Origin of the sequence: Limnobacter sp. UBA7229, assembly GCF_002473065.1 — a bacterium.
Taxonomy (GTDB): Bacteria; Pseudomonadota; Gammaproteobacteria; order Burkholderiales; family Burkholderiaceae_B; genus Limnobacter; species Limnobacter profundi.
Map to the genome: position 1 here is coordinate 23,756 of NZ_DKTN01000019.1, position 17,740 is coordinate 41,495.

At 52.8% G+C, this 17,740-nt stretch carries 15 protein-coding genes and 1 other RNA gene; 11 read left to right on the plus strand and 5 right to left on the minus strand.

From position 1 onward, the window contains the following. The first annotated feature begins 490 nt into the window (after nt 1-490). Nucleotides 491-1,759, plus strand: coding sequence for a PQQ-dependent sugar dehydrogenase (locus B4C79_RS10620; protein WP_291739394.1), 1,269 nt, complete (start codon nt 491-493; stop codon nt 1,757-1,759). Nucleotides 1,760-1,828: 69 nt separating this feature from the next. Then, nucleotides 1,829-2,140: a c-type cytochrome gene (locus tag B4C79_RS10625; protein WP_291739395.1), complete on the plus strand. Its 312-nt coding sequence runs from the start codon at nt 1,829-1,831 to the stop codon at nt 2,138-2,140. 234 nt (nt 2,141-2,374) lie between these two features. Here the strand turns inward: B4C79_RS10625 and ssrA are convergent. The 5 genes from ssrA to B4C79_RS10650 all read right to left on the minus strand — a co-directional run bounded on the left by ssrA (nt 2,375) and on the right by B4C79_RS10650 (nt 6,369). Beyond that, nucleotides 2,375-2,758: a transfer-messenger RNA gene (ssrA, locus tag B4C79_RS10630) on the minus strand. Nucleotides 2,759-2,795: 37 nt separating this feature from the next. Further along, on the minus strand, nt 2,796-3,497 hold the full coding sequence (locus B4C79_RS10635; RefSeq protein ID WP_171100115.1) for an HAD family hydrolase: 702 nt from the start codon (nt 3,495-3,497) through the stop codon (nt 2,796-2,798). Continuing rightward, nucleotides 3,479-4,195, minus strand: coding sequence for a bifunctional 2-polyprenyl-6-hydroxyphenol methylase/3-demethylubiquinol 3-O-methyltransferase UbiG (ubiG, locus tag B4C79_RS10640; RefSeq protein ID WP_171100113.1), 717 nt, complete (start codon nt 4,193-4,195; stop codon nt 3,479-3,481). The genes B4C79_RS10635 and ubiG overlap by 19 nt, the downstream gene beginning before the upstream one ends. A gap of 119 nt (nt 4,196-4,314) precedes the next feature. Next, on the minus strand, nt 4,315-4,971 hold the full coding sequence (ompA, locus tag B4C79_RS10645; protein WP_105029654.1) for an outer membrane protein OmpA: 657 nt from the start codon (nt 4,969-4,971) through the stop codon (nt 4,315-4,317). Between the two features lie 75 nt (nt 4,972-5,046). Continuing rightward, the gene (locus B4C79_RS10650; protein WP_171100111.1) at nt 5,047-6,369 is read right to left on the minus strand and encodes an amidohydrolase family protein; all 1,323 of its coding nucleotides are present in this window, start codon (nt 6,367-6,369) and stop codon (nt 5,047-5,049) included. A gap of 169 nt (nt 6,370-6,538) precedes the next feature. Here B4C79_RS10650 and gyrA point away from each other — a divergent pair, with 169 nt between their 5' ends. The 9 genes from gyrA (at nt 6,539) to B4C79_RS10695 (ending at nt 17,702) form a co-directional block, all read left to right on the plus strand. Continuing rightward, on the plus strand, nt 6,539-9,160 hold the full coding sequence (gyrA, locus tag B4C79_RS10655; protein WP_105029651.1) for a DNA gyrase subunit A: 2,622 nt from the start codon (nt 6,539-6,541) through the stop codon (nt 9,158-9,160). Between the two features lie 26 nt (nt 9,161-9,186). Continuing rightward, a complete protein-coding gene (gene serC, locus B4C79_RS10660) occupies nt 9,187-10,305 on the plus strand; it encodes a 3-phosphoserine/phosphohydroxythreonine transaminase (protein ID WP_171100109.1) in 1,119 nt (372 codons plus the stop codon). Further along, nucleotides 10,305-11,396 (plus strand): prephenate dehydratase, encoded by a 1,092-nt coding sequence (pheA, locus tag B4C79_RS10665; RefSeq protein ID WP_291742876.1) that lies wholly within the window; start codon nt 10,305-10,307, stop codon nt 11,394-11,396. The genes serC and pheA overlap by 1 nt, the downstream gene beginning before the upstream one ends. Nucleotides 11,397-11,406: 10 nt before the next feature. Beyond that, complete coding sequence (hisC, locus tag B4C79_RS10670; protein WP_291742879.1) at nt 11,407-12,534, plus strand: histidinol-phosphate transaminase; 1,128 nt, start codon at nt 11,407-11,409, stop codon at nt 12,532-12,534. Further along, nucleotides 12,534-13,421, plus strand: a complete 888-nt coding sequence (locus B4C79_RS10675; RefSeq protein ID WP_168427028.1) for a prephenate dehydrogenase — start codon at nt 12,534-12,536, stop codon at nt 13,419-13,421. The genes hisC and B4C79_RS10675 overlap by 1 nt, the downstream gene beginning before the upstream one ends. Before the next feature lie 31 nt (nt 13,422-13,452). Further along, nucleotides 13,453-14,796, plus strand: coding sequence for a 3-phosphoshikimate 1-carboxyvinyltransferase (gene aroA, locus B4C79_RS10680; RefSeq protein ID WP_291742883.1), 1,344 nt, complete (start codon nt 13,453-13,455; stop codon nt 14,794-14,796). A 5-nt stretch (nt 14,797-14,801) separates the two neighbouring features. Then, a complete protein-coding gene (gene cmk / locus B4C79_RS10685; RefSeq protein ID WP_171100100.1) occupies nt 14,802-15,476 on the plus strand; it encodes a (d)CMP kinase in 675 nt (224 codons plus the stop codon). A gap of 169 nt (nt 15,477-15,645) precedes the next feature. After that, entirely contained in the window at nt 15,646-17,349 is a 1,704-nt protein-coding gene (rpsA, locus tag B4C79_RS10690) for a 30S ribosomal protein S1 (protein ID WP_105029927.1), read from the plus strand. 44 nt (nt 17,350-17,393) lie between these two features. Beyond that, nucleotides 17,394-17,702, plus strand: coding sequence for an integration host factor subunit beta (locus tag B4C79_RS10695; protein ID WP_255411449.1), 309 nt, complete (start codon nt 17,394-17,396; stop codon nt 17,700-17,702). The last annotated feature ends 38 nt before the right edge of the window (nt 17,703-17,740 follow it).

A 17,740-nucleotide genomic window follows, 5' to 3' on the forward strand; every position in this document is an offset into this window, starting at 1 on the left:
GATCAACCAGGCACGCTCAGGTGAGCGTCGTTCGTTAGCAAGGAAACCTTGCATTGCAGTGTGCATTCACTGGTCTGGAGACCAGCGTTTGGCAAGCTGAACAGGTGTGTTAGATCATGAAAATCTATTTGTGTTTGTTGGTGTTACTCAGTGTAATTGTTGCATTGTTGCTTCGGCTTCTCGATCTTAGTTGGCCATTGTCCCTCATTGGGGGCTTGTTGGCCTTCAGCGGATCCACAATTTTGTTGCTGGGTTGTAGCGTTCAGCGATTGCTCTCCGATCAAGGTGAGCATGCCAGAGGCAAAAACTTCTTCAGCCTGATATTGAAAGGCAAGTCTTCAAAAACTGAATGATCCAGTCCGGGTAAGGCCATATTGACCGAGTGTTAAATATGTGCAATTTTCTTTAGGTGTACTTCGACGTTGGGCGATTTCGCAATCGCCTTAACATTGAAGGCACACTTGCCTTACCTACAGAATCAGGAGACAAAATGAAGAAGCTAAATAAACTTTTGTCCTGCGCCGTCCTTGCCTCAGCCAGTTTGGCGATTGGTGGAGTCGCGATTGCAGCAGCACCCAATCTTACCGCAACAGCCGTTCTATCCAAGTTGGAAAACCCCTGGGACATGGCATTTTTGCCCGATGGTTCCATGTTCTTCACCGAGAAATGCCACGGACTTTCCGTTCGCTTGCCCTCCGGGACAGTGAATAAGCTGGTGGGAATGAAAGATGCCAAGGGTTATGCCGACTCTATGCCAGATTTGTTCTGCGATGGTCAGGCTGGTATGAACGGCGTGGCTGTAGACCCTGAATTTGCGAAGAATCGCTACGTGTATGTGTATTCCACGTCCAGCAAATCCAGTCCTCAAACGAATCGGGTTATTCGTTTGAAGGTGAATGCTGATTTAAGCAAAACTTCGGATAGAACCGATATTGTGGATGACATTCCCTACAAAACAGCTGCGAGCGATCATCCCTTCGGTTCATCTGGCGCACACAATGGCGGAAGGATCCGTTTCAATTCTGGTGATGGTTTTCTGTACGTGACCACCGGTGACACACACAATGGTGCCGTGCCGCAAAGCCCCACCAAGATGGGCGGCAAGGTATTGCGAATTGATCGTGACGGCAAGGCGGCTGCTGGCAACAAGCCTCCCAAAGGTTTTGATGCCCGCGTTTTCACATTTGGCCACCGCAATCCCCAAGGTATTGCATTTCGTCCGGGTACAAACCAGCCTGTGACTGCGGAGAATGGACCTTGGCATTCTGATGAAGTGACTGTGCTCACCAATGGTGGCAATGCAGGCTGGGATCCCCGGCCGAATGTAGGTGGGCGTGGTGATTGCCCCGACGCCTACTGCGGCTACAGCCCCAACCAGATGGGCGCCATGGAACCCGTCAAGCGAGCAGCATTCATGCCGATGACAGACACCAAAACCTACCCCAAAGCGATGAAACCGGCCTGGAACAATGAAAATCTGTCCCAAGGCATGTCCTCGGGTGTTTTTCTGAGCGGTAAACAGTGGAAAGACTGGGATGGAAAAATGGCAGTGGGCTACATGGGAATTGGTATTCACGGCACCCCAGTTGGCAACCGCATTGATTTACTCGACATCAGCAAAGACGGCTTGACAGCCAAGCGCACCATCATGCCTTTGCCCATGCCCGCGGGGCGCTTCCGTTCGGTTGCGCAAGGCCCTGACGGCAACCTGTATGTGGCCACTGATGAAGGCGAGATTTATCAGATCAAACCCAACTGAGTTTTTTGAGTTGGGCTGTTAACGCCGTGCCGCCTGACTGGGTGGCACGGCTCTAGAGAGGAAGTATTCATGACGAAGTATGTAGCCTTGCTTGTTGCAGGTTCAATGCTGACGGCGTTTGGCAATGCGGTGGCAAGCCCTGAAATGGTCAGAAGTTACAACTGTACGGCCTGCCATGCTGAGGACAAAAAGAAGTATGGCCCCACCTATCAACAAGTGGCTTTGAAATACGCCGATGAGGCAGGTGCTGCTGAAAAGTTGGCCAAAAAAATTCAAACAGGCGGTGCGGGGGTGTGGGGTAATACGCCGATGCCGGCGCAACCACGGGTAAGCGATGAGGATGCGCTGGCGATTGCCCGGTATATTTTGTCGGTGAAATGAAAAGAAAAAGGCTACCTTCGAAGGTAGCCTTTCTTTTATTTGGTGGAGCCGGCGGGAATTTCCCGGCCCACGCCTTGCAGGGCGTGGGCGTTCGCCCAGCACGGCCCCAAACTGTTGGGCCCGTGAAACCACCTGGCTCACCCCGCGCCGCTTGCGTCCGCGGCTTCAATTTCCACAAATCCTTCAACTCAAAATAAAAAAGGCCACCACAAGGGCAGCCTTTTCTATTTTGTTTGGTGGAGCCGGCGGGAATTGAACCCGCGTCCGCAAATCCTCCACTACCAGTTCTACGTGTGTAGTCGTCTTCTTTGTATTTAACGGCTACTGACGAAAAGCGACATTCTTCAGCATCCGCGATCCACCTAATTTAACTTACCAGCCGGCAGCATTCCAGTAAGCGGTCCGATGTAGATGATCCCACTGCGGGTTTGACCCCGCCCAGTCCATCGGCGAACTGGTGTAGGAAGTCCAAACTAAACTGGCTTAAGCGGCCAGTTTGAGTTCGGGGCTAAACGAAGAGTCGTTTGCGTTTAAAGTTTTTCAGATGGATTTACGAGGTAACTGATCCTCGACACGCCCCAATAGCTTTGCAACCCACGTCGAAACCAGATCGACCCCATTGGAAAGTTAATTGTAACACTCTTGAGGTGGGGGCTCACATTCTAATTTCAAGCCATTTGGCCAAATCGTGGGCCGTTTTTACGATGGCATCGGCACCCCATTGGTCTATCGGGCTGGCGATGTAGCCATATTCAACCGCCACAGTAGCCATACCTGCCTCCCGGCCTGCGATTACATCCCGTTCATCATCGCCAATCATCACGCATTGCTCGGTGGGCAGGTGCATTTCACCAGCTGCCATGAAGCAGGGCAGTGGGGAGGGTTTTGGCTTTTCGGCGGTGTCTCCCCCAATTAACACGCTGCACCCATGCGTCAAGCCCAGTTCACGTACCAATTTCTCGGCCAAATAGTATGGCTTGTTGGTGACAATGCCCCATTGAGCACCGCGCGCCTTGACTTCATTCAGTAAGGGAATGATTCCGCTGTAAACAGCACTCTCGCGGGCGATTCTGGCCTCGTAACGTTCAAGAAACTCCGCACGCATCGCCGGAAATTCAGGATAGTGCATTTCAAGCCCGAAGCCTGCTTTCAACAAAGCGCGAGCACCCCCCGAGGCGAGGTGCTCCATGGCGCGATAAGGTGTAATGTCAACACCCCTGTCGCTTTGCATGTCTTGAATGGTGCCGCACAAGTCGGGTGCGGTGTCTACAAGCGTTCCATCCAGATCAAACAAAATTCCTTTTAGAGGCACGGTTAATTCCCATTGTGCAATTTTGATCAGGCGGGCTTTCTGCACGCCACCATGTAATTTACATCGGTATCGCGAGCAAGGCGGTAAACCTTGGTCAGGGGGTTGTACACCAAGCCAATGATTTCTGAAAAATCCAGTTTGGACAAGCGTGCGTACTGGGCCAACTCAGACGGTTTGATGAACTTTTTGTACTCGTGAGTGCCTTTGGGCAGCAGGTTCAACACATATTCCGCGCCTACAATCGCGAAAACAAAGCTTTTCGGGTTGCGGTTGATGGTTGAAAAAAACAGCCATCCACCTGGCTTGCACAAGTTTGCACAGGCTTGAATGGTTTGAGCGGGGTCGGGTACATGCTCCAGCATTTCAAGGCAGGTCACCACGTCGAAAGTTTCTTGCTCCTCAGTGGCCAGCTGTTCGGCAGAAACAAAACGGTAGTTGACATTATTCACGCCTGTTTCAAGCTTGTGAAGTTCAGCTACTTTCAGCGATTTGTCTGCCAGGTCAATGCCCAAAACATCTGCGCCGCGGCGAGCCATGCTTTCAGCCAGAATGCCACCACCGCAGCCCACATCCAACACTCGTTTGCCTTTCAGACCGACGCGTTCGTCGATCCAGTTCAATCGAAGGGGGTTGATTTCGTGCAATGGCCGGAATTCACTGTTCGGGTCCCACCATTTGCTGGCAAGGGCTGAAAATTTAGCCAGTTCTGCATGGTCTACGTTGTTGGATTCGATACTGCTCATGCTCATCTTCCTTGGTAAACGCTCGTGGTGCGTATTCAACAGCCAGTAGTTTAACCGAAGGCGGAAACAAAAAAGCCCGGCTAGGCCGGGCTTTTTTGATCAGAACCAGAGGTTGGGAATTACTTCACAACTTTCTGTGTTGCGTTGAATTCAATTTCAACGCGACGGTTCTTGGCACGACCTTCTTTGGTCTTGTTGTCAGCCACTGGCTGGCTTTCGCCCATGCCCTTGATCTGAATACGGTCAGCTGCTACGCCTTTGCTTACCATGTAGTCCTTCACAGCCTGAGCACGACGCTCGGACAGCTTCTGGTTGTAAGCGTCGGAACCGATGGAGTCGGTGTGGCCGATTGCAATTACGCTGTTCAGGTCAACCTGACCCAACTTGGCGATTTCGGAATCAATGCGGTCCTTGCCGCCTTGCTTCAGTGTGGCCTTGTCGAAGTCGAAGTAAGCGTCAGCTTCCAGGCTTACTTTTGTAATCACTGGGGTTGGTGCAGGTGCTGGCTCAGGAGCAGGTGCTGGTGCAGCAACTGGTGCTGGTGCTGGCTTCTTGGGGATCAAGTCAGGATCGCATTCCTGAATTGCCAAAGCGGCTGTGAAGTAGCTGGTGCGGATGCACTCGCCGGAGCCGTCTTTAACAACCTTGCCGCTGCCATCCACTACATAGCCTGACAGGCCTTCACCTTTGTCTGTTGTGTGGGCCATAGCGGCTGTAGACGCTGTACCAATGGCCATTGCCATCAGAACTTGCGTGAGAGTCGACATTTTTTTCATTGTTGCTCCTTGGGTTAAATAGGGGTTCAAGCTGGTTGATAGTTTACAGTAGAGGCTGTCATAGTTATCACCCTCTCAACCAACTTTCTCGACACGAGTCTGCCACACTCGTTGGGTTTTTCGCATGATTTCCCCGACTAATTGTGCCCTTTTGCCCACAAGTTGTTGCGATTGCACAACTTGAACGCCCGCTACCCAAACATGCTTCACATCCCTGGAAGCCCCGCTGTAAGCCAGTTTCGAGACCAGATTGTGGTTGGGTAACTGGTGAGCAGCCTCTCCAATTGCGATTGTGATCAGGTCCGCCTGCAGGCCGGGGGCAATGCGGCCGATCAGGTGGTCTGCGCCCAGGGCTTTGGCTGCATTGCAGGTCATGCTTTTCAGTAACTCACCTGCACTGAAGGCGGTGGCATCGCCACTTGCACCCTTGCACAGCAGGGAGGCCAATCGGCCTTCTTCCCACAGGTCCAGCTTGTTGTTGCTGGCGGCACCATCGGTACCAATTACCACATTGACGCCTGCTTTAAGCGCCGCAGCCACGGGGGCAATGCCGCTGGCGAGTTTCAGGTTCGATGCGGGGCAATGCACCAACGTTGCACCTTTCGCCGCCATTGCCTGCAACTCATGCTCATTCAAGTGCACTCCGTGAACCGCCATCAGGCGTTCGTTAATCAGACCGAGTTGTTCAAACCTGGCAAACGGCCGTTTGCCGTCCCGACTTTCCGCATCACTGACTTCACTCGCGGTCTCATGCAAATGGCAGTGAACGGGCAGGTCCAGCTCTTCGGCCAGCATCGCCATATGCCGAAAGGTGTCATCACTCACTGTGTAAGGAGCATGCGGAGCGATGGTCCAATGTACGGTGGGCTCAAGCTTGAATTTGTCGCGTGCTGCTATCCCCAACTCGATGTATTGCTTGGCCTCTGCTGCGTAGCGGGTCGGGAATTCGATCACGGTGATGCCTGCAAATACGCGTGAACCCACGTCCAGCGCCGCTTGAACAACCTGGTCGGGGTAAAAATACATGTCGTTGAAAGTGGTTATTCCGCCTTGAAGCATCTCGGCGGCGGCCAGCACTGTTCCGTCATACACAAACTCGGCATCGGCCAATTCACCCTCAAGGGGCCAAATCCGGGTTTGTAACCAGTCATGCAAGGCCAAATCGTCAGCGGCACCACGCAGCAAATTCATGGCGGCGTGGGTGTGGCAATTGATCAAGCCTGGCATCAGTGCCTGCCCCGGTAGATCAACCCTTTCCGCGCCTGGATGCGCCAGCAGCATTTCCTCGCGTGGGCCAATGGCCTGAATTAGGTCTTGGTTAATCAAAACCGCCTGGTTTTCAAGTACTTCAGTGGTGTGGTTCAGGCACAAGAGCCATTGGGGGGTCAGCAGTTGCATGGGCAGGGTCACTAGATGATTTGGAACGCACCATTGCGCCCAGTTTCAGCGATTTTGGCTGATACAATCGAAAGCTTGCAAGTGTAGCGCCAGGGATGTGACGCAGCCGTGAATGGCAGCGTCCCAGATTGTTATTCCTTCAGTCAAATAATTCAACACAAGAAGAAACATGGATTCATTCGCAAAAGAAACGCTCCCGATCAGCCTTGAAGAGGAGATGCGCAGGTCTTATCTCGATTACGCCATGAGCGTAATCGTGGGGCGGGCCCTGCCGGATGTGCGTGATGGCTTAAAGCCGGTGCACCGCCGTGTGCTGTTTGCAATGCATGAGTTGAACAATGACTGGAATCGAGCCTACAAGAAATCTGCCCGTATTGTGGGTGACGTAATCGGTAAGTACCACCCACACGGTGATTCTGCGGTTTACGACACCATTGTGCGTATGGCACAAGATTTTTCATTGCGCTACATGCTGGTTGATGGTCAAGGTAACTTCGGTTCAATCGATGGTGATAACGCGGCGGCCATGCGTTACACCGAAATTCGCCTCGCCAAAATTGCCCAGGAAATGCTGCTGGACATCGACAAGGAAACCGTCGATTTCGGGCCAAACTATGACGGCAGCGAGCGCGAGCCCAAAGTGTTGCCTGCGCGCTTACCGAATTTGCTGGTCAATGGTTCGTCAGGCATCGCTGTGGGCATGGCCACCAACATGCCCCCCCATAACCTGAAAGAAGTGGTTGCTGCCTGCCTTTATGCGATTGATGCCCCGGAGTGCACGGTTGATGACCTAATCGAGTTGATTCCTGCGCCAGATTTCCCCACCGCGGGCATTATTTATGGCATTCAAGGCGTGCGCGAAGGCTATCGAACCGGCCGCGGCCGTGTGGTCATGCGGGCAAAAACCCATTTTGAAGATCTGGACAAAGGCAACCGCCAATCCATTATCGTGGATGAGCTGCCTTATCAGGTGAACAAGAAATCACTGCTTGAGCGGATCGCCGAGCTGGTGTCTGAAAAGAAGATTGAAGGTATTTCTGACATCCGTGACGAGTCCGACAAAGATGGTATTCGCGTCGTGATTGAATTGAAACGTGGCGAGGTGCCCGAGGTTATTTTGAATAACCTCTACAAGAACACCCAGCTTCAGGACACCTTCGGTATCAACATGGTCGCGCTGGTCGATGGCCAGCCCCGTTTGTTGAACTTGCGCGACCTTATTTTCTATTTCCTGCGCCATCGTCGAGAGGTCATCACCCGCCGCACCGTGTTTGAATTGCGCAAAGCCCGCGATCGCGGCCACGTCTTGGAAGGCTTGGCTGTGGCTTTGGCCAATATTGACGAATTCATCGCAATCATCAAGGCCGCGCCCACACCACCCGTGGCGAAAGCCGATTTGGTTGCAAAAAGCTGGGATTCCTCGATTGTTCGCGAAATGCTGTCGCGTACCGAACTGGGCGATTCGGGTGGTGCGAAAGCGTTCCGCCCAGAAGGTTTGCCGGCACGCCTGGGATTGCAAGACGATGGCATGTACCGCTTGAGCGAAGTGCAGGCGCAGGAAATTTTGAACATGCGCTTGCAGCGCTTGACGGGCCTTGAGCAAGACAAAATTTTGAATGAGTACAAGGAAGTGATCGATCAGATTGCTGACCTGCTCGATATTTTGTCCAAGCCTGAGCGTATCAATCAGATCATCAAAGATGAACTGACATCGATTGGCAACGAGTTTGCCGATGAGCGTCGTTCGATGATCGAATTCAATGCCACTGAACTGGGTACCGAAGACCTGATCACCCCGCAAGACATGGTGGTAACTCTGTCTCATTCTGGTTATATCAAGAGCCAGCCATTGACTGAATACCGAGCGCAAAAGCGCGGTGGACGCGGAAAACAGGCTGCCACCACGAAGGACGACGATTGGATTGATTACCTGTTCGTGGCCAACACCCACGACACAATTTTGTACTTCAGCAACGCCGGTCGCGTGTATTGGCTCAAGGTGTATGAAGTGCCTCAAGGCTCGCGCACTTCACGTGGTCGCCCCATCATCAATATGTTCCCCTTGGCCGAGGGTGAAAAAATCACCGCAGTGTTGCCGGTTAAAAGCTTTGAAGACGAAGACAAATACGTGTTCATGGCCACCAGCCTGGGTACAGTTAAAAAGTCAAAGTTAAGCGATTTTTCAAGGCCCATGAAGCGCGGCATTATTGCCGTGAATTTGGATGAAGGTGACTTCCTGATCGGTGCAGCCATGACCAACGGCACCAACGATGTCATGTTGTTCAGCGATTCCGGCAAGGCTGTTCGCTTCGATGAAAATGATGTGCGCGCCATGGGTCGCAATGCACGCGGTGTTCGCGGCATGAATCTTGAAGAAGGGCAGCGAGTCATTGCCATGCTGGTAGCAGAAAGTGAGCAGCAATCAGTGCTCACCGCCACTGAGAACGGTTTTGGAAAGCGCACGCCAGTTTCCGAGTACACCCGACATGGTCGTGGTACCAAAGGCATGATCGCGATTCAAACTTCTGAGCGCAATGGCAAAGTTGTCTCTGCAGTGCTGGTGAACCCAACGGATGAAATCATGTTGATCACCACCGGTGGTGTGCTGGTTCGAACTCGTGTCTCGGAAATTCGTGAAATGGGTCGCGCAACACAGGGCGTGACCTTGATCAGCGTGGACGAGGGTACATGGTTGTCTGGCTTGCAGCGGATCGTGGAGTCAGATGCTGAGGATCTTGGTGAGGTGGAAGAGGGGGATTCTCCCGACGCGCCCGCTGCCACAGAAGAGTAATAAACGGTTGATTGCACAGGGCGAGCATGTCTAGAGTTTGGAATTTTTCAGCAGGTCCGGCAGCCTTGCCTGAGTCAGTCTTGCGTCGGGCTGCCGAGGAAATGCTGGATTGGCAGGGCAAGGGTTTGTCTGTAATGGAGATGAGCCATCGCAGCCCTGAATACACCCGCATTTTCGAGAAAACCCGCGATGACTTTCGCAAGCTGTTGAATGTGCCCGACACGCACGACGTGCTGTTCATGCAGGGTGGTGCTGTTGGCATGAATGCAATTGTGCCAATGAATTTGCTTCAAGGGTTTGAGCAAGCCGCATTCGTCAATACAGGTGCTTGGTCGAAAAAGACCACCAAGGAATTTTCGAAGTACGGACTGGCCCGTGTGGTGCTCGACAACGCGAACGCCCTGGCCAACACCGCAGCGGCGTGTTACGTACCTGAGTGCGCGTCCCTGCTTGACCGTGTGAACGGTCAGCAAATGGCCTATCTGCACTACTGCGACAATGAAACCATCAGTGGTGTCGAATTCAACGGACAAATTGAAGCCCTGGCTGGTCAGCTAGACTGCCCGGTGGTGGCTGACATGTCCTCAAACATTTTGTCGAAAACGCTTGATGTGACTCAGTATGGTTTGATTTACGGTGGCGCGCAAAAAAATGTGGGCCCGGCTGGTGTCACAATCGTCATCATCGACAAAGCATTGCTCAATCGGGCCTTGTCAATTTGTCCTTCAGCATTTGCCTTTGGGACCGTGGCTGAAAACGGTTCCATGTACAACACCCCGCCCACCTATTCAATTTACATTGCCGGTTTGGTGTTTGAATGGTTGATCGAGAAGGGCGGTGTTCCATGGGCACAAGCGCAAGCCCAAGAAAAATCAGCCTTGTTGTACGACACCATCGACAACAGCGATTTGTACAATTGCCCAGTTCGCCGGCAAGACCGTTCCCGCATGAATGTGCCATTTACACTGGCTGACGAAGCGCTGAATTCCAGTTTTTTGAGCAAGGCCGCAGAACACGGTTTGGTGCAACTTAAAGGGCACAAATCGGTGGGCGGCATGCGGGCCTCGATCTACAACGCGATGCCCCTTGAGGGCGTGAAAGCTTTGGTAGATTTCATGCGCGATTTCGAGAAAACGGAGGCTTGATGAATACCCCGGATATCAACGCCGAGTTGTTGAAGTTTCGTGACCAAATCGACGAAATCGATCAGCAAATGCTGGTGCTGCTGAACAAGCGAGCAAGCTTGGCCCAGTCCATCGGCCATGTGAAAGCAAAAACCGATGCCCCGGTCATACGCCCCGAACGAGAGGCGCAGGTGCTCGACAAACTGAATGCGGCCAACAGCGGGCCTTTGAATACCCAACACGTCAACACTTTGTTCAAGGAGATCATGTCGGCTTGCCGCTCCCTGGAGCGCGAGGTACATGTGGCGTTCCTTGGCCCCTTGGGCACTTACAGCGAACAGGCGGTGTGGTCATTCTTTGGGCATTGCGTTCAGGCTGAGCCTGTTGACACGATTGAAGAAGCATTTCGCCAGTTGCAAGCCCAGCAAGTTGATTTTGCAGTGGTGCCTGTTGAAAACTCGACAGAAGGGTCGATTGCTCGCACGCTGGACGCGCTGGTGGAGTCAAGCGCGTTGGTGTGTGGTGAAGTGCAATTGGCTATTCACCATCAGTTGTTGTGTCAAACCGGCTCACTGGACGGTATTGAGAAAATTTGTGCGCACCCGCAGGCGTTGGCCCAGTGCCGTGGTTGGCTTTCGCAGTACGCACCGCATATTCAACAAGAAACCGTGGCCAGCAACGGTGTCGCTGCGCAAATGGCCAGCGAAAATGCAAAAGTGGCAGCCATTGCAGGCCAAGCGGCGCGCGAGCGTTATGGCTTGAAGGCATTTCAAGAGCATATCCAGGACGATGCGCACAACACCACTCGTTTCCTGGTCTTGGGCAATCAAATTACAGGGCCTTCCGGGCAGGACAAAACAAGTTTGGTTGCCTCAGTGCCCAATCAACCCGGGGCTGTTTACAAAATGTTGGAACCGTTTAATGCCGAGAATGTTTCCATGACCCGACTGGAGTCTCGACCTGCACGCAACGGACGCTGGGAATACTATTTCTTTATTGATCTGCAAGGTCATCAAACTGAGCCTGCCGTGGCCAAGGCCCTGGATCAATTGAGAAAAAATGCATCCTTTTTGAAAGTGCTGGGTTCATACCCGGCAGCACAACGCAACTGAAAGCAGCACCATGCAAAAACTGACCGAGCAATCTCCTGAATTCATTCGCGCCATCGCCCCTTACAAGGCTGGCAAGCCAGTCTCTGATGTGGTCCGTGAATTGGGCCTCGATCCGAATACGGTGGTCAAACTTGCTTCCAATGAAAATCCACTGGGGCTGGGTGAAAAAGCCAAGGCAGCTATTGCACAGGCTGCGATGGATCTGGGCCGTTATCCCGATGCAAATGGTTTTGCCTTGAAAGCGAAATTGGCCGCTCGTCATGGCGTGAAACCCGAACAAATCACCTTGGGCAACGGGTCGAACGATGTGTTGGAGTTGGCAGCGAAAGCCTTTCTAACGCAGGGCACCAATGCCGTGTTTTCGCAGTATGCTTTCGCGGTTTATCCTCTGGCTACTCAGGGTTGTGGTGCCGAGTCGAAGGTGGTTCCTGCGGTGTGTTTTACCCACGATCTCGACGGGTTTTTGAACGCAATCGATTCACAAACCCATGTGGTTTTCATCGCTAACCCCAACAACCCGACAGGTACCTTTCTGCCCCAGGAAAAGTTGCTTGCCTTTTTGAAGCAGGTGCCATCGAATGTGTTGGTTGTGCTTGATGAGGCCTACAACGAATTTCTGAAACCCGAGGATCAGTATGATTCCACCCAGTGGGTTGCACAATTCCCCAATCTGCTGGTGTCACGTAGCTTCTCCAAGGCCTACGGCTTGGCTGGTTTGCGCGTGGGCTATGCGGTGTCCAGTGTCGAGGTGGCCGATTTGATGAACCGCGTTCGCCAGCCCTTCAATGTCAATTCATTGGCACTTGCTGCGGCAGAGGCGGCAATTGATGATGCGGAATTCCTGCAGCAAACCTATGAGGTGAATCTCAAAGGGCTTGAGCAAATCGAAAGTGGCTTGAAGTTTCTCGGTTTAGAGTACGTGCCTTCTTATGGCAATTTTGTGTTGTTCAAAGCGGGAAATACGGATGACGCGGGCATGAAGGTGTTCGACGCTCTTCAGCGTTTGGGCGTTATCGTTCGCCCAGTCAATGGCTACGGTTTGCCGCAATGGTTGCGTGTGTCCATTGGCCTGCCTCATGAAAACGAAGCCTTTTTGGTGGCCTTGCCCAAAGCGCTGGCCAGCTTGCAGGCTTCGTGATGGCCAAGGGAACAATTTTCAACCGCATGCTTGCCATTGGCGTGGGTTTGATTGGTGGCTCAATTTGTCTGGCTGCCAAAAAAAAGGGTTTGGCAGGGCACGTGCTGGGTTATTCACGCAAGCTTGAAACTGCTCACGAAGCCCTGAAGTTGGGAATTGTTGATGAGTGCATTGCCGGTCCAGGCGATTCGAATGTGCGCAATGTCGATGTGGTGGTTCTGTCCATTCCCGTTCGGCAATACAAACAGGTGCTCACCCAGTTTTTACCCTCTTTGCCGCCCAATTGTCTGATTTTTGATGCCGGCAGTACCAAGTCGGATGTGGCCGTGATGCTGGATGAACTTGAGCCGCAATTTCCGGGTTTGAAAGCCCGGTTTGTGTTGGCCCATCCAATTGCCGGCGGCGAGTCGCATGGCCCCGCCGCAGCGGTTGCGAATCTGTTTGAAGGGCGCAATTGTGTACTTTGCCCCTTGCCACAAACCAACCCGGCGGGCTTGAAAAAAGTTGAAAACTTCTGGGCAGCCATTGGTGCCAAGTTAAGCACCATGAATGCCATGGATCACGACGAAATGTTTGGTGCAGTCAGCCACCTGCCACACCTGTTGGCCTTCAGCTATGTGGCTAGCGTGCTGGGTCACCCCAAGGGCGCAGAATTCATGAAAGAGGGTGGTGCGGGTTATAGGGATTTCACTCGTATTGCCGCCAGCTCGCCTGAAATGTGGGCGGATATTTTTCAAAACAACAGCGCCGCCTTGTTGAGCATGCTAAGCGGTTTCGAGGCGAATATTGCGAGTCTTCGCAAGGCGATCGAGAACGGCGACCGTGCCACACTTGAACGCATTCTTGCTCAGGCATCTGAATACCGCAGTCACTGGAAGCAGAATTAATTCAGTCCAATTATTCAACGGATACTTTGTTATGTCAGATCTGAATTTGATCGAATTTCACGCCAGCAGCACCCAAAGCATGTCGGGATCCGCCCGCGTGCCCGGCGACAAATCAATTTCCCATCGTTCAATCATGATGGGGTCGATTGCTGAAGGCACCACCGAAGTTGAAGGTTTTCTAGAGGGCGAAGATGCACTCGCGACCATGAACGCTTTTCGTGCTTTGGGCGTCAACATTGAAGGTCCGGACAAAGGCAGGGTGAAGGTGCATGGTGTGGGCATGCATGGCTTGAAAGCACCGCGCCAGGTACTCGACTGTGGCAACTCAGGTACCTCCATGCGCTTGATGTCAGGACTGTTGGCTGGCCAGGATTTTGATTGCATGCTGACCGGGGATTCAAGCCTGGGCAAGCGCCCCATGAAACGAGTAATCGACCCGTTGGTGCTGATGGGTGCGCGAATAGAGGCGCAAGAAGGAGGGCGTCCGCCTCTGCATATTCATGGTCGCACTACTTTGAAGGCGATTGATTATGTGTTGCCCATGGCCTCGGCACAGGTGAAGTCTTGCGTTCTTCTCGCAGGTTTGTATGCGGAAGGCACTACCACCGTAACCGAGCCTGCCGTAACCCGTGACCACACCGAGCGAATGTTGCGTGGATTTGGTGTTGAAGTGACCACCGAAGGCTCACGGGCCAGTGTGAAAGGTGGGCAAACACTGAAAGCCACCAAAATCGATGTGCCATCCGATATTTCGTCGGCTGCATTTTTCATGGTGGCCGCGTCGATCGCGCCGCAAGCGGACATTACCCTGAAGCACGTCGGTTTGAATCCGACCCGCACTGGTGTGATCGATATCCTGAAGCTTATGGGTGCCAATATTGAGTTGAGCAACCATGCTGAGGTGGGGGGTGAGCCCGTGGCCGACGTGCGTATTCGCAGCGCAGCCCTGAAAGGAATTGAAATTCCGGAGCAGCTGGTGCCTTTGGCGATTGATGAATTTCCGGTGTTGTTTGTTGCTGCTGCCAATGCCACCGGGCGTACTGTATTAACTGGTGCCGAAGAGTTGCGCGTGAAGGAGTCTGATCGTATCGCTGTAATGGCACACGGCCTTCAAAAGTGCGGCATTGATGCCGAGCCCACTGAGGACGGCATGATTATTCAGGGCTTGGGTCATGTCGACGGTTTGCGCTACAAGGCCACCAACATTGAGTCACAGGGCGATCATCGAATTGCGATGTCGTTTAGCGTTGCAGCCATTCGTGCACAAGGCACCATGGTCATTCACGGCGCACAAACAGTCGATACCTCTTTCCCCGGATTTGTTGCTTTGGCCAATTCCCTGGGTATGCAGGTTCAATCCGTTCGCAAGGGTTAGGGCTTATGAGTATTCCCAACTGTCCGGTAATCGCGATCGACGGTCCTACAGCGTCGGGCAAGGGGACCGTTGCAGCTTTGGTGGCAGGAAGGCTTGGCTACCATTATCTGGATAGTGGGGCAATTTACCGGGTGTTGGCTGTAGCCGTGGAACGGGCTGCTTTGAATCCCGATCTGCCTGTCGACTTGCTACGGATTATTCCCATGGCTGCCAATTTGCCGGTGCAATTTCGAGATGATCGGATATTGCTTGGCGGTGTGGATGTCTCCGAGTCTATTCGTACAGAGGATGCTGGAGTCATGGCCTCACGCCTGGCGGTGGTGCCGGAGGTTCGGGCCGGTTTGTTGCAGCGCCAACGTGATTTTCGCCAAGCCCCGGGCCTCGTGGCCGATGGACGCGACATGGGGTCTGTTGTTTTCCCTGACTCCTTCCTGAAGGTGTTTTTAACAGCCAGTGCACAGGTGCGGGCTGAACGTCGAGTCAGGCAAATTGAAGGGCGGGGTCAGAAGGCCGACTTTCAGGCAATTTATAGCGATCTGATGGCTCGCGACAAGCGAGACTCAGAGCGTGCTGTGGCCCCTCTAAGGCCCTGTGAGGATGCCTTGGTGTTGGATTGTTCCAACATGCCGATTGATCAGGTGGTCTCAACCATTTTGAATTGGGCGCAAGAACGCATTTAAACGCTTGATCAGCAAAGGCTTTCTTGGTACACTACTATCCCTCATTTAATGAACCTTGCCGAGCTTCGACTATGGTTTTTTAGAAGAGAACGCCGTGGTTTTCAATCCCGAGAATCACGTTTTTGAACTCCGCCTTGCTTCCCGCAGTGGCGTGTTAAATCTCAAATTTATGACCACAACTGAAATTACCCAAGCCCCAGATAGCTTTGCAGCTATGTTTGAAGAAAGCCTGAACCGCAAAGAAATGCGCGCAGGTGAAGTGATCACAGCCGAAGTTGTTCGTGTTGATTACAACTACGTTGTTGTGAACGCCGGGCTGAAATCCGAAAGCTACATCCCCCTCGAAGAATTCAAAGACGACCACGGCAACATCGAAGTCAATGATGGTGACTTCATTTCTGTGGCCATCGAAGCCCTGGAAAACGGCTACGGCGAAACATTGCTGTCTCGCGACAAGGCCAAGCGTCTGTCCGCATGGCTGAGCCTGGAACAAGCCCTGGAATCAGGCGAACTGGTTACAGGTACCATCACCGGCAAGGTGAAGGGCGGCCTGACCGTGATGGTCAACAGCATCCGTGCTTTCCTGCCAGGTTCACTGGTAGATGTGCGCCCCGTGAAAGACACCACACCATTCGAAGGCAAAACCCTCGAATTCAAGGTCATCAAGCTTGATCGCAAGCGCAACAACGTTGTGTTGTCACGCCGTGCAGTGGTTGAAGCCACCATGGGTGAAGAGCGCGAAAAGCTGCTGTCCAACCTGCAGGAAGGTTCTGTGGTCAAGGGCATCGTCAAGAACATCACCGACTACGGCGCGTTCGTGGACCTGGGCGGTATCGACGGCCTGTTGCACATCACCGACCTGGCATGGCGTCGTGTACGTCACCCGTCCGAAGTGCTGACAGTTGGCGAAGAAATCGAAGCAAAAGTGTTGAAGTTCGACCAGGAAAAGAACCGCGTGTCCTTGGGCGTGAAGCAGCTTGGCGAAGACCCATGGGTCGGTTTGTCACGTCGCTACCCAGCTGACACACGCTTGTTCGGAAAGGTTACCAATATCACCGACTACGGCGCGTTTGTTGAAGTTGAGCAAGGCATCGAAGGTTTGGTACACGTGTCTGAAATGGACTGGACCAACAAGAACGTAGACCCCAAGAAAGTGGTTACCTTGGGCGACGAAGTAGAAGTCATGGTTCTGGAAATCGACGAAGAGCGTCGTCGTATCAGCCTGGGCATGAAGCAATGTGCGGCCAACCCTTGGGAAGAGTTCTCTACCAGCTTCAAGAAAGGCGACAAAGTATCCGGCGCGATCAAGTCAATCACTGACTTTGGCGTGTTCATCGGCTTGCCTGGTGGCATCGATGGTTTGGTGCATCTGTCCGACCTGTCATGGAACGAAACCGGTGAAGAAGCCGTGCGTCGCTTCAAGAAAGGTGACGAAGTTGAAGCCTTGGTACTGGCCATCGACACAGAACGCGAGCGCATCAGCTTGGGTATCAAGCAGTTGTCTGGCGATCCCTTCACCGTATTTGCATCGTCCAATGACCGTGGCAGCATGGTAAACGGCACGGTTAAATCCGTGGATGCCAAAGGTGTTGTTGTTGATTTGGGCGACGACATCGAAGGTTACCTGCGTGCTTCCGAAATCTCCAACGATCGTGTTGAAGACGCTCGCAATGCATACAAGGAAGGCGATGCTGTAACAGCCATGGTAATTAATGTGGACCGCAAGGCCCGTTCAATCGCTTTGTCCATCAAGGCCAAAGACCAGGTTGACACCGATGAAGCCATGAAGAAAATTGCTGAAGAAAGCGCAGGCTCTGCTGGTACAACCAGCTTGGGCGCGTTGTTGAAAGCAAAACTGGGTAACAACCAGTAATCAGTCCGTAGAAGTGGCGCTTCCCATTCGGGAAGCGCCTTTTTATTTCAAGAACAATGACAAAATCAGAACTCATCAATCAGCTGGTCAAGCGATTCCCCAAGTTGCCTGTGCGCGACACGGATTTCGCTGTCAAAAGCATTCTCGATTCCATGACTCAAGCTTTGGCCGAAGGTCAGCGCATTGAGATTCGTGGGTTCGGCAGTTTCTCACTGACCCGTCGCCCTCAGCGCGTGGGTCGCAATCCAAAATCTGGTGAACAGGTGGTTGTGCCTGAAAAGCGTGTGCCCCACTTTAAGCCTGGCAAAGAGCTACGTGAGCGAGTTGATTTATACTCCAAGAAAGAGAGTTAATTCGATCGTTCTTCGGTGAAGCCTGAGTCATCACGCCG

Bases quoted from the DNA above. Each gene is read 5' to 3' on its own strand.
- B4C79_RS10620 (WP_291739394.1), top strand. From the start codon at position 491: ATGAAGAAGCTAAATAAACTTTTGTCCTGCGCCGTCCTTGCCTCAGCC.
- B4C79_RS10625 (WP_291739395.1), top strand. From the start codon at position 1,829: ATGACGAAGTATGTAGCCTTGCTTGTTGCAGGTTCAATGCTGACGGCG.
- ubiG (WP_171100113.1), bottom strand. From the start codon at position 4,195: ATGAGCAGTATCGAATCCAACAACGTAGACCATGCAGAACTGGCTAAA.
- ompA (WP_105029654.1), bottom strand. From the start codon at position 4,971: ATGAAAAAAATGTCGACTCTCACGCAAGTTCTGATGGCAATGGCCATT.
- B4C79_RS10650 (WP_171100111.1), bottom strand. From the start codon at position 6,369: ATGCAACTGCTGACCCCCCAATGGCTCTTGTGCCTGAACCACACCACT.
- gyrA (WP_105029651.1), top strand. From the start codon at position 6,539: ATGGATTCATTCGCAAAAGAAACGCTCCCGATCAGCCTTGAAGAGGAG.
- serC (WP_171100109.1), top strand. From the start codon at position 9,187: ATGTCTAGAGTTTGGAATTTTTCAGCAGGTCCGGCAGCCTTGCCTGAG.
- pheA (WP_291742876.1), top strand. From the start codon at position 10,305: ATGAATACCCCGGATATCAACGCCGAGTTGTTGAAGTTTCGTGACCAA.
- hisC (WP_291742879.1), top strand. From the start codon at position 11,407: ATGCAAAAACTGACCGAGCAATCTCCTGAATTCATTCGCGCCATCGCC.
- B4C79_RS10675 (WP_168427028.1), top strand. From the start codon at position 12,534: ATGGCCAAGGGAACAATTTTCAACCGCATGCTTGCCATTGGCGTGGGT.
- aroA (WP_291742883.1), top strand. From the start codon at position 13,453: ATGTCAGATCTGAATTTGATCGAATTTCACGCCAGCAGCACCCAAAGC.
- cmk (WP_171100100.1), top strand. From the start codon at position 14,802: ATGAGTATTCCCAACTGTCCGGTAATCGCGATCGACGGTCCTACAGCG.
- rpsA (WP_105029927.1), top strand. From the start codon at position 15,646: ATGACCACAACTGAAATTACCCAAGCCCCAGATAGCTTTGCAGCTATG.